The following is a 14799-nucleotide window of genomic DNA, read 5'->3' on the forward strand; positions in this document are numbered from 1 at the left end:
GTTCAACCTTTATACAAGGCGTCCAGCTGTTCGCTGTAGCGCGCCTTGATGACATGGCGGCGGATTTTCATCGACGGTGTCATCTCGCCATTTTCTATGGTGAAGGGCTCGTCGGCCAGGATGATGCGGCGCACCCGTTCGGTCACGGAAAGCTCTTCATTCACCCGGTCCACCGCTGCCCTTAGCGCGGCGATATATTGCGCATCGCCAGTGACCTGATCGACCGTCTTCCCTTCGGCCAGCGCCCATTCGCGCGTCCACTCGGCATCCGGCACCAGCAGACCCACCAGATGCGGCCGCCGGTCGCCATAGACCATCGCCTGGCCGATCTCGGGTTGCAGCGTCAACATGCCCTCGACCTTCTGAGGCGACACATTGTCGCCCTTGTCGTTGACGATCAGGTCCTTCTTGCGGTCGGTGATCCGGATCCGGCCCTTGTGGTCGATCTCGCCGATGTCGCCGGTATGCAGCCAGCCGTTCTTCAGCGCTTTCTCCGTCTCCGCCGCGTTGCGCCAGTAGCCCTGCATTACCAGTTCCCCGCGCACCAGGATCTCGCCATCATCGGCGATCTTCACCTCGACCCCGTCCAACGGCGGTCCGACCGTGTCCATCGCGATGCCAACGCCCGGCCGGTTGCAGCTGACGACCGGCCCGGCCTCCGTCTGGCCATAGCCCTGTAGCAGCGTCAGCCCCATCGCATCGAAGAAGAGTCCGACATCAGGGTTGAGAGGCGCGCCGCCCGATACCAGAGCCTTCATGCGCCCGCCGAAGCGCTTGGCGATCTTGGGTTTCAGCGTCCGGTTCAGCAACAGCTTCACCGGCAGGTCGGCAATGGATCCCTCGCCCCTCCGCTCCTTGGCCGCGATCCGCAGGGCCTGGGCCAGAAGCCAGGCCGGAAACTTGCCCTGCTTCTCGATCGACTTGATGATCCGCGCCCGCAGCACCTCGAACAGGCGGGGGACGACGACCATGATCGTGGGCCGCGCTTCCTCTATGTTGCTGGCGAGCTTCTCCAGCCCCTCGGCATAATAGATCTGTCCCGCCAGCATGATCGGCAGGAACTGGCCGCCGCTATGCTCATAGGCGTGGCTCAGCGGCAGGAAGGACAGGAAGACCTCGTCCCCCCATCCGAAATCCTCCGCCACCAGCTTTCCCGCGCCCTCGATATTGCACAGGATCGCGCCATGATGCTGCATGACGCCCCGAGGCGCACCCCCAGTGCCGCTGGTGTAGATGATGCAGGCAAGGTCGTTCCGCCCCGCCGTCTGCTCCGCCGCGCAGGCATCCGGATCGGCGATGTGCGACGCGATCATGTCCGCCCACAGATGGCAGGACAGATCGCCCTGCGCGCCGCGCAGCGGTTCCATGCCGACGATGAAGCTCGCCTGCGATCGCAGGACGGCGGGCATCAGCGTCTGGGCCAGCTTGGCCGTCGACACGATCACCGCCCGCGCGCCGCTGTCGGTCAGGATATGTTGATGATCGCGCGTCGTGTTGGTGGTGTAGGTCGGCACCGTCACGCAACCGGCTGCCATGATGGCAAGGTCGGCGATGCAGAATTCCGGCCGGTTCTCGCTCACCAGCATCACGGGGTCGCCTGGCTTCAGCCCTTGTGCCTTGAGGGCAGCGGCAAGGCCCGCAACCTGCAACGCCACCTCGGTCCAGCTGAGCGATTTCCAGCCGCCTGCTGTCTTGCGCCACAGGAAAGGCAGGTCGCCCATTTCCTTCGCCCGCGCGAAGAACATGGTCACCAGATTGGGATACTGTTCGATCGCCCGCAAGCAGCGCAACTCCTTGATTGAGGGCGCGTATCACCCGCGCATCCGCTCCTTCGGCCGCTATAGCCGTGCCTTGCCGTAGCGGTCACGCATTTTTCAGTCGAACAGCCCGTCCTGGAGACCGCTGGGTGGATTGAGACCGAGATGCTTCCAGCCCGGCCCGTTGAGACAGCGTCCGCGCGCCGTGCGCGCAATGAGGCCAAGCTGGATCAGATAGGGCTCGATCACCTCTTCGATCGTGTCGCGCGGCTCCGACAACCCCGCCGCCAGTGTTTCGACGCCCACCGGCCCGCCGCGATAAATGTCGGCGATCATCATCAGGTAGCGGCGATCCATGAGGTCAAGGCCCAGTTGATCGACTTCCAGACGGCTGAGCGCCGCGTCGGCGGCCTTGGCGTCGACCGCTTCGACACCAGCGACGTTCGCGAAATCGCGCACCCGCCGCAGCAATCGCCCCGCGATGCGCGGGGTTCCGCGGGACCGCCGGGCGATCTCGATCGCTCCGTCAGACGTGATGCCAAGGTCGAGCAACCGGGCAGCGCGCCGCACCACCAGTTCCAGTTCCTCAACGGTATAAAATTGCAGCCGCACCGGAATGCCGAAACGGTCGCGCAGCGGCGTCGTCAGCAGTCCCTGCCGGGTCGTCGCGCCCACCAGCGTGAAGCGGGGCAGGTCGATGCGCACCGACCGGGCAGATGGCCCCTCGCCGATCATCAGGTCGAGCGCCCGGTCCTCCATCGCGGGATAGAGGACTTCTTCCACGGCTGGATTGAGTCGGTGGATTTCGTCCACGAATAGCACGTCGCCTTCGTCGAGGTTGGTGAGCAGCGCCGCCAGATCCCCCGACTTGGCGATCACTGGGCCCGATGTCGCGCGAAAGCCGACGCCCATCTCCTTCGCAACGATCTGCGCCAGGGTCGTCTTGCCAAGGCCGGGCGGGCCAAAGAACAGCACATGGTCCAACGCGTCGCCACGCTGCTTCGCCGCTTCGATGAAGACGCGCAGATTTTCGCGCGCTGCCTGCTGCCCGATAAATTCGGTGAGCGATTTGGGCCGCAGCGCTGCGTCCACATCCTCGGGACGGCGCGTCGAGGCGATCAACCGGTCCTCGCTCACTTGGCCGCCTTCCGCAGCGCCAGCCGCACCAGCGCATCCAGCGTCGCGCCTTCACCCAGCTCTTCTTCCGCCGCGGCAACCGCGCTGCTGGCCTCAACCGGCTTGAAACCGAGATTCTGAAGCGCAGACACGGCATCCGCGCCGAGCCCTCCGGCAGTCGCCGGGATGATGCCGGCGCCCGATATTCCACCCGCGCCCGGCGCGGCGCCGATCTTGTCCTTGAGTTCATTGACGATGCGCAGCGCCAGCTTGGGGCCGACGCCATTGGCGCGCGCCACCATGGCCTTGTCGCCCGTCGCCACCGCGCGATGCAGTTCGGCTGGTTCAAGCGCCGACAAAATGGCCAGCGCCACGCGCGACCCCACGCCCTGTACGCCGATCAGCAGGCGGAACCAGTCGCGCTCTTCACCGCGCGCAAAACCGACGAGCCGGATCGAATCCTCCGACACCAGCATTTCGGTATGCACGGTCACGGCTTCGCCCACCGGCCCCAGCGCAGCCAGCGTCCGGGACGATGCCCCGACCAGATACCCCACGCCCGCCACATCTATGATCGCATGGTCCAGCCCGGTGCTGTCCAGCCGCCCTTTCAATTTCGCGATCATGCCCCGCACCCTTTGGTCATGGTCTGTTCTTTACAGCGTCTCCAGCGCAGCGCCAGTCAAAAGCGTGTTGTCACGGCACCATTTGGTCTGCTGGGCGTAATGCAGCGAAATCCTCCCTTTTTTCAGGAAGCCATTGATGTCCATGCAAGCGCCGCTGCTCTCGCCTCAGGATTTCGTCTGCCCCGCCATTCGCCTTTCCGGCCCTGTGGACCAGGCGATGTATCTGCACTTCAAGGATGCACTCGCCGCCGCTCCTTCTGAAGGCTTGGTGGTAATAGAAATCGCGACGCTGGGGGGCGATCCCGAAATCGCCCGGATGATGGGCGAGGATATCCGGTTTCATTCTGAGCTCAGTGCTGGCCGCAGACTCGTCTTCCTTGGCAAGACCGCCGTCTATTCGGCAGGAGCTACCTTCATGGGCTTCTTCGCTAAGGAGAACCGCTATCTCACCCGCGGGACGCGGGTCATGATCCATGAGCGGCTGATCACGAAAGACATCCATTTGCAGGGGCCGCTCACGACCTGCATCGCGCCGCTCAAAGCTGCGCTCAACGAGATTGAATCTTCGATCGCCATTCAGAATGAGGGCTTTTCGAACCTTATCCTTGGTTCCGACATCACGCTTGAGGAAGTCCTGCGCCGCGCCCCCGAAAACTGGTATCTGGAAGCCAATGAAGCTGCGTCGCTCGGTCTGGTGGCAGCGGTGCTCTAGAAGCGCGCAGCATTTGATCTGAAAACTAAAATTGATCCGAAAAACTAAAAGCCCGTCAGGCTGAGCCTGTCGAAGCCTTTCTCATTTTAAACGTAAAACCCTTCGACAAGCTCAGGGCGAACGGTAGGAGAAGCAAGTTCAGCGCGAACGGTAGTGAAAAGAAAAGCCGATTGAGGTGCGATCCTGAAATCCTTCTGTTCGCTCCTCTTTGTGCAGGCAGGGCCAACGGGCGCTCTCAGAAATAGCACACGCTTGCCAGCCTCCGTTTTTTGCGGCTTCCTGATGGACATGAAGCCTGCCTCTTTGCCTCGCGCACTTTTCCCCTGGCGCTATGGGATGTTCCTGATGCTTCTGGCGACGGCCTTGCCCTTCGGCCTGATGATGCCTTGGCATCAGGCGGTGATGGCAGGGTTCGATTGTGCCTCTTCCGCTTTCATCGCCGCCGCAGCGTCGCTCGTCCATGCCGATCCGGACAGCATGCGCCGCAATGCCGAAGTGAACGACGCCAATCGCCGCCTCATGCTCCTTCTCACGGGTATCGTCTCACTGGTCGTTCTGGTTGCCGTAGGCGCTGCCGTTAGCCAGCATGGCGGCCCGAACGCGGCGGTCATAGCCCTGCTGCTCGTGACACTGGCGCTCGCCTGGCTCTTTTCGAACCTTGTCTATGCCATGCACTATGCGCATCTTTTCTATCTGGCCGATGCGCAGGGTTCAGATAGCCAGGGGCTCGAATTTCCCGGCACGCCGGAGCCCGGCTACAGCGACTTCGTCTATTTCGCCTTCACCCTCGGCATGACATTTCAGACCTCGGACGTCACGGTCACCGGCACGCCCATGCGCCAGGTCGTCACGGCGCACTGCCTCGCTGCCTTTCTGTTCAATCTCGGCATCCTCGCCTTCACCATCAACGTGCTCGGAGGTGCCTGAGCCAAGCTTCACGGCTTGCTTACCATTTGCAGGCATAAGCGCGAGCATGCCTCCTGCTGCCGACCCCTGCCCCCCATCCGCCGTCAGTCATGGCGTCGGCCTTGTTGGCCTCGCGGGGCTGGGTCTTTGGGCAATGGTGGCCCGGCATTATGGCATGAACGGCCCCAATGCGGGCTTTGCCGCGGTCGTCGCCTGCGGCCTTCCGATGGTCCTTTGGTCGCTGCTGGTGGACAAGGTTCATCGCAATGCTTCGACCGGCATCGATTGGCAGGCGCCATCCCGGCGGCTGCGCGCCGTGCTCGACATCAGCCTCGTAAAGGTCGCCGGACTTTGGGCGACATGGCTGGCGATCGCTATCTTCTACTGTCTCGCCCGCTGGTATTGGAACGGCAACTATCGCTACTCCATGGACCTGTTCATGGACGCCGCCCCTTGGCTGCTCCTGTTTTCCTTTCCTTATGTCGCATGGCTCGACCGGCGGCTGGTTGAGCCTCGTGACGCGACCTACGCTTTTGGCCAATGGGTCATCGGCGGCGCAGCAGGGAAACCCGACATGGCCCAGGTCGCCAATCATGCGCGCGCCTGGGCGGTCAAGGGCTTCTTCCTTGCCTTCATGCTCTCCATCGTGCCGGGCAATTTCGCCAGCATCGTCGACTGGCGGCTGGATCATGCCTTCGCCAACCCGGTGAGCCTGGCGGCCTTCCTGATCGCGGTCATGTTCATGATCGATGTCTGCATGGCAACGGTGGGCTATCTGCTGACATGCAAGCCGCTCGATTCCCACATCCGGTCAGCCAATCCGTTGCTCGCTGGCTGGGTAGCGGCGCTTATCTGCTATCCGCCCTTCGTGCTGATGGGGGGAGGGGGTCCGCTGGACTATCATGCGGGCGGCGCGGAATGGGACGTGTGGACGCAAGGGCACAGGGCGCTGCAATGGCTGCTCGGCGGCTGGCTGGTCCTGCTGACCGCCATTTACGCCTGGGCGACGGTCGTCTTCGGCATCCGCTTTTCCAACCTTACCCATAGGGGCATCCTGACCCACGGCCCTTATCGCTGGAGCCGTCATCCGGCTTATCTCTCGAAAAATCTTTTCTGGTGGTTTTCCGCGCTACCCTTCCTGACGGTTTCGGGAAGCCTCACCGACATGGTGCGCAACTGCGCGATGCTGGCGATCACCAACGCCGTCTATTATTGGCGCGCGCGGACGGAGGAGGCGCACCTCTCCACTGACCCCGCCTACCGCGCCTATAGTGATTGGATGGAGCGCAACGCCCCCGTGCCCCGCCTCTTCGCCTGGATGACGGGGCGCGGGCGCAAGGCCGAACCGGCGCTCAACCCAGCGGAATAGGTCAGAAGCTCTCGTCGGCATAGGCGCGGGAAAGATCGCCCGCCCAGTCGCCATGATAGCGCTCCAGCAACTCTTCGGCATGCGTCCGCCCCGCCGCGACGATCGCGTCCAGCGGCGCCAGATAGGCCGCTTCATCCGCGCCGCCATCGTTCAGCCGCGCCCGCGCCTTGAGCCCGCTGCGGCTGATATCCAGCACCTGAGCGGCGATATCCCGCAACTTGCGCCCGCCGGGAACCGGCGCGTCGAGCGCCAGCTTCGGCGCCGCGTCGCGCAACATCTGCCGGTCCTCCATCGTCCAGTCCTTCACCAGATCCCATGCGGCATCCAGCGCGCCCTGGTCATAGAGCAGGCCCACCCAGAATGCGGGCAGCGCCGTGATCCGATCGGCCCTTCCGCCATCGGCCCCGCGCATTTCCAGGAAGCTCTTCAGCCGCACCTCCGGGAAAGCGGTCGAAAGATGATCCTCCCAGTCCTTCTCCGTCGGCTTTTCACCCGGCAGCACCGATAGCCTGCCATCCAGGAAGTCGCGGAAGCTCAGGCCCGCCGCATCGATATAGCGGCCGTCGCGATAGACGAAATACATCGGCACATCGAGCGCATAGTCCGCATAACGCTCATAGCCGAAGCCATCCTCGAACACGAAGGGCAGCATGCCCGTCCGGTGCGGGTCCGTATCCGACCAGATATGGCTGCGATAGGACAGGAAGCCGTTGGGTTTGCCCTCTGTGAAAGGAGAATTGGCAAACAGCGCCGTCGCCAGCGGTTGCAGCGCCAGGCTGACACGGAACTTCTGCACCATGTCCGCCTCGCTGCCATAATCGAGGTTCGTCTGGATGGTGCAGGTGCGCAGCATCATGTCGAGGCCCATCGTGCCCACCCGTGGCATGTGCCGCAGCATGATGTCATAGCGCCCCTTGGGCATCACCGGCAGTTCGTCGCGCGTCTTGTCCGGCCACATGCCCAGGCCCAGGAAGCCCAGGCCCAGCATGCCGCCGACATATTTGACCTGTTCCAGGTGCCGCGCCGTTTCCGCGAAGGTCTGGTGCAGATTTTCCAGCGGCGCGCCGGACAATTCCAGCTGCCCCGCCGGTTCCAGGCTGACCGTCCCGTCAGAGCCCGACAGCGCGATGATATTGTCGCCCTCGAACACCGGGCTCCAGCCATAGCGGGTCAGGCCGATCAGCAATGTGTGGATGCCGCCCTGCTCGTCATAAGAGGGCGCATGATGATCGGCTTTGGAATAGACGAACTTCTCATGCTCGGTGCCGATGCGCCAGCGCTCCCTGGGCTTCGCGCCCTTGGAAAAGGCCAGGATCAGCTGATCGCGGCTTTCGATGACGGGATCGAGTCCCCCTGAGTCGGTTCTGGTGCTCATGCCCCGCCTTGTCTTGCCCCCCTTGCGCGTCAATCGACAGCGCTCAACGACCAAATAGGTTGCGCTGGCTGGGGCTGCAATCCAATTTCGGATTGCAACTGGCCCAGCTTTCCTATCGCCAGTCGCCGTTCAGCGTCATCCAGGCGGCCGTTGCTGCGATCGCGGCCGTCTCCGCGCGCAGGATGCGCGGGCCCAGCGAGACCGGAACGGCCTTGCCGACAGCGCGGATCGCCTCCCGCTCGGCTGGATCGAATCCGCCCTCGGGCCCGATAAGGAACGCCGCTGCGCCCGGATGCGCGCGCAGCGCCTCGTTCAGCGGTTCGCCGCCACTCTCATCGGCAAAGAACAGCCAGCGGTCATCGGGCCACTCCCGCAGCAGTGCGTCCAATTTCACCATCGCGCCCAGTTCCGGCAAGGCGGTGCGGCCGCACTGCTCCGCCGCCTCGACAAGATGCGCGTGCAACCGGTCGAGGTTCAGCTTGTCCACAACGGCCCGCCGCGTCAGCACCGGTTGCAGCTTCGCCACCCCCAGTTCGCACGCCTTTTCGGCGATCAGGTCGATGCGGCCCTTCTTGATCGGGGCGCAGCATAGCCAGAAATCGGGCACCTCTTCCGGCGCTTTCGTCTGGCTCACGCACTCCAGCACCAGGTCGCGCTTTCGCATGTCCCGCACCCGCGCGGCCCATTCGCCGGATCTGCCATCGAACAGCAATATGATGTCATCCGGCTTCACCCGCATGACGCTGATCAGATAATGGGCGGGATTGCCATCGACCGGCACGGCCACGCCATCACCCAACTGCGTCTCGACATGCAGGCGCGGCGCGCTTTGAGGCGGCCAGGCAGGGGTTGCAGTCATCGAACATCCATCCCTTCGGGCTGCGCCATTCAACAAGCGCAGGACAGGCTTGTTGCGGCTCTCCACTCCTCTAAAGAGGAAGAACGGCCTTTCGACAAGCGAGCGTGACGTTGAGTGAGAGTATAGTACCCGACACCCAGGCGCGCAGCCTGCTTGCCCGCCTGCCCGCAACGCCTCGCGCCCTCGCCCTGCTCGCCCGGCTCGATCGTCCGATCGGCTGGTGGCTGCTCTTCTGGCCGGGTGCCTGGGCGGTGGTTCTGGCGGGCGGGGCAGGGGAACGCTGGCCGCTCATCCTATGGCTGTTGCTCGGCAGCATAACCATGCGTGGCGCTGGCTGCGTGTTCAATGACATCGTCGATCGTGACCTTGACCGAAAGGTCGCTCGCACTGCCGCAAGACCGCTTGCCAGTGGTGCGGTCAGTCTGAAGGCGGCCTGGGCATGGCTGATCTTGCTCTGCCTCATCGGGCTGGTCGTCCTGCTGCAACTGCGCCCCTATGCGCAACTCGTCTCGCTCGGCAGCCTCGCGCTGGTGGCCGCCTACCCCTTCATGAAGCGCATCACCGGCTGGCCGCAGATCTGGCTCGGCCTCGTCTTCTCCTGGGCGGCGCTCGTCGGCTGGAGCGAGGTGGCGGGCGCGCTTACCCTGCCGGGGCTACTCCTTTACGCAGGCACCATCTTCTGGGTTGTAGGTTATGATACCATCTATGCATTGCAGGACAGGGAGGATGACGCGTTGATCGGTATCGGGTCGAGCGCCCTTTCCATGGGCCGCCATGTCCGTGCTGGCGTAACACTCTGCTATATGGCCGCACTTGCCCTATGGGCCGCAGCGCTGTGGCAGATCCGGCCGCAATGGCTTGCTCTCGCCGCGTTGCTGCCGATGGCGGCGCATCTCCTCTGGCAGGTGGGAACGCTGAAGGAGGATGGAGCCGATCCTCTCACCAAATTCCGGTCGAACCGTTTTGCCGGGCTCCTCATGTTGCTCGGCTGTCTGGTGGTAGGCAGCGCATGAGCAGCGGTCCCCTCCCGGGCGAGGATTGCTGGCGCATCGCCCGCGCAACCAAGGCCAGCGTGATCATCGACGCCGAAGCCTATTTCCGCCACGCCCGTGCCGCCATGCTCAAGGCGAAGCGCCGCATCATGCTGATCGGATGGGATTTCGATGCAGCCATAAGCCTCATCCGCGAAGATGAGGCGAAAGATGGCGCGCCCGTCATCATCGGCGACTTCATCAGTTGGCTCGTCGCAGAGAAGCCGGAGCTTGAGATTTTCCTGCTGCGCTGGGACGTTGGCGCGATGAAGTCGATGGTGCAGCCCGCCAACCTCTTCACCACCGTCAAATGGATGGCCAACAAGCGGATTCAGGTGAAGCTGGACAGCCATCATCCGCCCGCGGCCTCGCACCACCAAAAGATCGTCGTGATCGACGACTGCTTCGCTTTTTGCGGCGGCATCGACATGACCGGCGACCGTTGGGACACGCGCCACCACCGTGACGAAGACCCTGGCCGCCACCATCCCGATGGCTCGCCCTATGGTCCCTGGCATGACGCCACCACCGCATTGCAGGGCGATGTGGCGATGGTGCTGGGCGACCATGCCCGTGCCCGATGGCAGGGTGCAGGCGGTGGCGAGTTGGAGCCCATCTTCGGCGAACATGATTGCTGGCCCGATGCGCTGCCGGTGCAGTTCGAAAATGTCGACATCGCCATTTCCCGGTCAGCGCCGGAAATGGAGGATCAGCAGCCGCATCGGGAGATCGAGAAGCTCTATCTGAACCAGATCGCGGCGGCCCGGCACAGCATCTATGCCGAAAGCCAATATTTCGCGTCGCGCCGCATAGCGGAGGCGATCGCTGCCCGGCTCGGGGATCCCGACGGCCCGGAAATCGTCATCATCAATCCCGAACAGGCTGACGGCTGGCTGGAACAGCAGGCGATGGACACGGCCCGCGCCCGGCTGGTGGAAGCGCTGCGCGCCCGCGACACCTATGGCAAGCTGCGCATCTACCATCCTTTCACCGTGCGCGGCGAACCCATCTACGTCCATGCCAAGATCATGATCGTCGATGACCGCAGCGTGCGCGTCGGGTCATCCAACATGAACAACCGCTCGCTGCGGCTCGATACCGAATGCGACGTGACGATCGACACGGTACTGCCTGCGAACGCCGGGCAGAAGGCGACCATCCTTGCCATCCGCGACGACCTCATCGCAGAGCATCTGGACCTGCCTGCGGAACGCGTCTCCGCCGTCATCGCAGAGCGTGGACTGATCGCCGCCATCGAACAGTTGCGCGACAAGCCGGGCCGAACCTTGCGTCCCTATGTGACGCCGGACCTTAACGATGTGCAGGCCTGGCTCGCCGACAATGAGGTGCTGGATCCCGAAGGTCCTGAGGAAATGTTCGAGCCCGTCGCTGACCGCAGCCTGTTCCGGCGGTTGCGCAAGAAGCGCTGACGGCGCGCTCTTTCACCTGAACCAATGTGCTTTTAACCGGCGCCCCGTTTAATTCCGTTCGCCCTGAGCTTGTCGAAGGGCTCAGCCCGAACGGTCGAGTGCTCGGATTTTGGACGCGCTCTGCTCTATTCAGCCGCCAGCAGCTCTTCCGCACCGCCCAAACTGACGGATACCAGGCGGCTCACGCCGCGCTCGACCATTGTCACGCCGAACAGGCGGTGCATGCGCGCCATCGTGACCGCGTTGTGACTGACGATCAGGTAACGGGTATCGGTTTGGCCGACCATGACGTCCAGCAAGTCGCAGAAGCGTTCGACATTGGCGTCATCCAACGGCGCATCGACTTCGTCCAGCACGCAGATCGGCGCCGGGTTGGTCAGGAACAGGCCAAAGATCAGCGCGACCGCCGTCAGCGCCTGCTCACCGCCTGACAACAGGGTCAGCGCCGCCAGCTTCTTGCCCGGCGGCTGCGCCATGATTTCCAGACCTGCCTCCAGCGGATCATCGCTGTCGATCAATTCCAGATGCGCTTGCCCGCCGTTGAACAGAGTGGTGAACAGTCGCCGGAAATGCCCATCGACGGCCTCGAACGCGGCGAGCAGCCGCTGCCGCCCCTCGCGATTGAGACTGCCGATGGAGCCGCGCAGCCGGTTGATGGCTTGGGCTAACTCTTCGCTCTCGGCCCGGCTGGTCGCCTGTGTCGCCTCAAGTTCTTCCAGTTCCTGGGCAGCCACCAGATTGACTGGCCCGATCCGCTCGCGCTCGGCCGACAGACGATCATGTTCACCCTGCTCACTTTGCGCAATCCGAACCTCTGCACTAACGAAGCCCAGCTTCTCAGGAAGAACTGGCGGAGGGCATTCAAATCGCTCGCCTGAAAAGCGGTTCGTCTCGATCCGCTTATCTTCCGCCGATTCGGCCCGCGCGGCGGCAGTCGCGCGCCGTTCACGCGCCTGAGCCAGTATTTCCCCCGCTTGCGCGGCCCTGGTCTCGGCAGCGCGCAAAGCCGCTTCCGCCTCGCTCTCCGCGCGGCGCGCAGACTCGGCAGCTTCCGCCAAGCCATCGCCTTGCTCGGCGAGCCGGGCGATCGCTTCCGCCAGCCGGTCGGGCTGAAGCGTCAGTTCGTCGCGCTCGGCGGCAATCGTCTTGCTCCGATCGACCATGGCCGCGATCCGCTTTGCCGCCTCGCCCGCTCGAGCACGCCACCCCTTGGCCTCGGCATCAGCCGCTGACATTCTTTCCCGATCGCTTGCCAACGCGCGGTCAGCCAGCGCCTGATCCGCCTGCAACTGACTGGCGAAGATGCGGGCCTTCTCACTCAGCTGGGATAGGGAGGCAACCAGGGCCTGCGTTTCGCCGCCATCGGGCACGGCAGATCGAGCGGCATCCGCTTTTCCATGCTCAGTGCGTGCCGCCTCTTGATCTGCGCGTGCTTCCGCCAAGCGTTCGTCGATGGCCTCGCGCCGACCGCTCAGCCGCTCAAGCGCAGTGGCTGACTCATCAGCGGCGCGCAGCGCCGCCCGCAACCGCTGATCTGCGCCGCCCAGCTTCGTGCGCGCATCCGACAGCGCTTCCGATGCCATCTTTTCATCCGCTGCAGCCTTGTCCTGCGCCTTGCGGGCTGCATCGACATCCGCATGCACCGCAGGGCGTACAATCTCGAGAGCTTCCAGCCGATTGAGGCGGATCAGCCGCTCGGCCGCCGCAGCGCCGCCCTCCGCTGCAACATAGCCGTCCCAGCGCCGTAGTTGCCCGCCCTTGGTGACCAGCCTCTGGCCCACAGCGAGTCCCTGGCCATCGTCTTTATCGGCAACGGCCACCTGATATAACCGCCGCGCGAGCTCCTTAGGCGCGCTCACATGATCCGCAAGCGCGGTGCACCCGGCAGGCAGGGCTGGATCACCATCTAGAGGCACCGCGCCTTGCCAACGCCGCATGCCCTGGGCGCCTACGGGCGCCTCGAGATCATCACCCAGTGCCGCAGCCAACGCTCGTTCAAAGCCCGGCGCGGCCTTCATCTGATCCAGCGCACGGCTGGCGCCGCTTCCGCTCTCAACTGCCCGTTTCAGCGCCGCGACTTCGCTGTCGAGCGCGGCCAGACCTGCGCGCGCTGACGAAAGCGCCGCTTCCGCCGTCGCCCGCGCTTCGGCTGCCGCCTGCCGCGCTGCCTCACCCTGTTCGATCGCCGCCTCCGCGCGGTCGCGGTCCGCTCCTGCCTGCGCCTGGGCGGTCAGCGCGTCTCTTCGCTTCGTTTCCAGCGGCCCTGCATCGGGCAGGGCAGCCGCCTCGGCGTCGAGCCGCGCCACCTCCCGCTCCGCTCGCTCCAATCGGCTCCGCGCCGCCGCCAGCGCCGCTTCGGCGACGCGCAACTCCGCCTGTTCGCTCGCCTGCCGCGCCATCGCCTTGGCCAGTTCCAGCTCCGCGTCGCGCGCCGCATCCTCCGCCTGCGCGATCCGCCCTGCAAAGTCAGGCCGCATCGCCTCAATCTGCGCAATTCGCTGTTTCAATCTTGAGATCTCGCCCGAAAGCCGGGCAATCGCCTCCGCCGCGTCGTTGGCGAGCGTCCCTTCCCGCGCGCGATCCTCTTCCAGCCGTTCGGACTGCTGCGCCAGATCATGCAGCCGCCGCACCACGCCATCGCGCTCGGTCTTCAGCGCCGATAGCCTATGGCCCGCCTCATTGGCCTGATCCCGCGCCGCCTGCGCCGCCGCCCGTCGTTCAGCGAGCGTCTCCACCGCGGCATTGGCATGCACCGCCGCCGCCGCTTGCGCCTCCTGAGCAGTCCGCACCGCGCCTTCAGCCTCGGCGGCTTCCTTCCGCGCGGCATCTGCACTCGCCGACGCTTCACGCCAGCGCGCGAAGATGACTCGCCCTTCGGCCACCCTGATCTGCTCGGACAGCTTGATATAGCGTTCGGCGGCCTTCGCCTGCCGCCGCAGGCTGCTCGCCCGCGCTTCCATGTCGGTCAAAATCTCGTCAAGGCGGGCGAGATTGGCCTCGGCCGCGCGCAGCTTCTGCTCCGCATCCTTGCGCCGGACATGCAGGCCGGAAATGCCTGCCGCTTCCTCCAGCATGGCCCGCCGTTCCTGCGGCCGCGCGGCGATAACGGCGGCGATCCGGCCCTGGCTTACCAGCGCCGGGCTATGCGGCCCGGTGGCGGCATCAGCGAAGATCAGCGATACGTCCTTCGCCCGCACGTCGCGGCCATTGGCGCGGTAGGCGCTGCCTGCGCCGCGCTCGATCCGCCGCGTGACTTCCAGTTCACCGTCCGCGCCGACCTCGACCGCATTGAACAGCTCGCCCTGCTCCTGCACGGTCAGCAGCGACACTTCGGCAAAGTCCCGCTGCGGCCGGGTGGATGTGCCCGCGAAGATCACATCCTCCATGCCAGCGCCGCGCATCGACTTGGCGCTGGATTCGCCCATCACCCAGCGGATCGCCTCAAGCAGGTTGGACTTGCCGCAACCATTGGGGCCGACGATACCGGTAAGGCCGGGTTCGATGCGCAACTCCGTCGGATCGACGAAGCTCTTGAAGCCGGAAAGCTTGAGGCGCTTTATCTGCATGACCGTCCGCCGGGGCAGCGCGCGGCCGCCCCGCCTTCAGCGGGCAAGCTCA

Annotated in this window: 11 protein-coding genes; 5 read left to right on the forward strand and 6 right to left on the reverse strand. The window is 64.5% G+C overall.

The window, feature by feature from the left end; all coding sequences use genetic code 11:
• Positions 1–2 precede the first annotated feature (2 nt).
• From ACYU8T_RS11845 to ruvA, 3 genes are all read right to left on the reverse strand, one after another.
• On the reverse strand, positions 3–1745 hold the full coding sequence (locus ACYU8T_RS11845; RefSeq protein WP_461159805.1) for an AMP-dependent synthetase/ligase: 1743 nt from the start codon (positions 1743–1745) through the stop codon (positions 3–5).
• A 129-nt stretch (positions 1746–1874) separates the two neighbouring features.
• Positions 1875–2894 (reverse strand): Holliday junction branch migration DNA helicase RuvB, encoded by a 1020-nt coding sequence (gene ruvB / locus ACYU8T_RS11850; protein ID WP_201515377.1) that lies wholly within the window; start codon positions 2892–2894, stop codon positions 1875–1877.
• Positions 2891–3499: a Holliday junction branch migration protein RuvA gene (gene ruvA / locus ACYU8T_RS11855; RefSeq protein WP_097090610.1), complete on the reverse strand. Its 609-nt coding sequence runs from the start codon at positions 3497–3499 to the stop codon at positions 2891–2893. The genes ruvB and ruvA overlap by 4 nt, the downstream gene beginning before the upstream one ends.
• Positions 3500–3635: 136 nt before the next feature.
• Between ruvA and ACYU8T_RS11860 the strand changes: the two genes are divergently transcribed.
• From ACYU8T_RS11860 to ACYU8T_RS11870, 3 genes are all read left to right on the forward strand, one after another.
• Positions 3636–4211: a peptidase S14 gene (locus ACYU8T_RS11860; RefSeq protein ID WP_097090611.1), complete on the forward strand. Its 576-nt coding sequence runs from the start codon at positions 3636–3638 to the stop codon at positions 4209–4211.
• 336 nt (positions 4212–4547) lie between these two features.
• A complete protein-coding gene (locus tag ACYU8T_RS11865; protein WP_461159552.1) occupies positions 4548–5138 on the forward strand; it encodes a DUF1345 domain-containing protein in 591 nt (196 codons plus the stop codon).
• 46 nt (positions 5139–5184) lie between these two features.
• Entirely contained in the window at positions 5185–6486 is a 1302-nt protein-coding gene (locus ACYU8T_RS11870; protein WP_461159553.1) for a methyltransferase family protein, read from the forward strand.
• A 1-nt stretch (position 6487) separates the two neighbouring features.
• Here the strand turns inward: ACYU8T_RS11870 and ACYU8T_RS11875 are convergent, their stop codons facing one another.
• Positions 6488–7861 (reverse strand): glutamate--cysteine ligase, encoded by a 1374-nt coding sequence (locus tag ACYU8T_RS11875; RefSeq protein ID WP_097090614.1) that lies wholly within the window; start codon positions 7859–7861, stop codon positions 6488–6490.
• A gap of 112 nt (positions 7862–7973) precedes the next feature.
• A complete protein-coding gene (locus ACYU8T_RS11880; protein ID WP_097090615.1) occupies positions 7974–8720 on the reverse strand; it encodes a 16S rRNA (uracil(1498)-N(3))-methyltransferase in 747 nt (248 codons plus the stop codon).
• Positions 8721–8830: 110 nt separating this feature from the next.
• Here ACYU8T_RS11880 and ubiA point away from each other — a divergent pair, with 110 nt between their 5' ends.
• Positions 8831–9733 carry a 4-hydroxybenzoate octaprenyltransferase gene (gene ubiA / locus ACYU8T_RS11885; protein WP_461159554.1) on the forward strand — a complete coding sequence of 301 codons (903 nt, stop codon included), beginning with the start codon at positions 8831–8833 and terminating at the stop codon, positions 9731–9733.
• Positions 9730–11181, forward strand: a complete 1452-nt coding sequence (locus ACYU8T_RS11890; protein WP_461159555.1) for a phospholipase D-like domain-containing protein — start codon at positions 9730–9732, stop codon at positions 11179–11181. Before ubiA ends, ACYU8T_RS11890 begins: the two co-directional genes overlap by 4 nt.
• A 125-nt stretch (positions 11182–11306) precedes the next feature.
• Here ACYU8T_RS11890 and ACYU8T_RS11895 read toward each other — a convergent pair whose 3' ends face one another.
• Entirely contained in the window at positions 11307–14747 is a 3441-nt protein-coding gene (locus tag ACYU8T_RS11895) for a chromosome segregation SMC family protein (RefSeq protein ID WP_461159556.1), read from the reverse strand.
• Positions 14748–14799 lie beyond the last annotated feature (52 nt).

This window comes from Sphingobium sp. TomMM35A (genome assembly GCF_054771735.1).

What these genes read in the sequence shown, in the direction of transcription:
- ruvA (WP_097090610.1), bottom strand. Translation starts at nt 3,499, where the DNA reads ATGATCGCGAAATTGAAAGGGCGGCTGGACAGCACCGGGCTGGACCAT.
- ACYU8T_RS11890 (WP_461159555.1), top strand. Translation starts at nt 9,730, where the DNA reads ATGAGCAGCGGTCCCCTCCCGGGCGAGGATTGCTGGCGCATCGCCCGC.
- ACYU8T_RS11870 (WP_461159553.1), top strand. Translation starts at nt 5,185, where the DNA reads ATGCCTCCTGCTGCCGACCCCTGCCCCCCATCCGCCGTCAGTCATGGC.
- ACYU8T_RS11865 (WP_461159552.1), top strand. Translation starts at nt 4,548, where the DNA reads ATGTTCCTGATGCTTCTGGCGACGGCCTTGCCCTTCGGCCTGATGATG.
- ACYU8T_RS11860 (WP_097090611.1), top strand. Translation starts at nt 3,636, where the DNA reads ATGTCCATGCAAGCGCCGCTGCTCTCGCCTCAGGATTTCGTCTGCCCC.
- ACYU8T_RS11875 (WP_097090614.1), bottom strand. Translation starts at nt 7,861, where the DNA reads ATGAGCACCAGAACCGACTCAGGGGGACTCGATCCCGTCATCGAAAGC.
- ACYU8T_RS11880 (WP_097090615.1), bottom strand. Translation starts at nt 8,720, where the DNA reads ATGACTGCAACCCCTGCCTGGCCGCCTCAAAGCGCGCCGCGCCTGCAT.
- ACYU8T_RS11895 (WP_461159556.1), bottom strand. Translation starts at nt 14,747, where the DNA reads ATGCAGATAAAGCGCCTCAAGCTTTCCGGCTTCAAGAGCTTCGTCGAT.
- ACYU8T_RS11845 (WP_461159805.1), bottom strand. Translation starts at nt 1,745, where the DNA reads ATGTTCTTCGCGCGGGCGAAGGAAATGGGCGACCTGCCTTTCCTGTGG.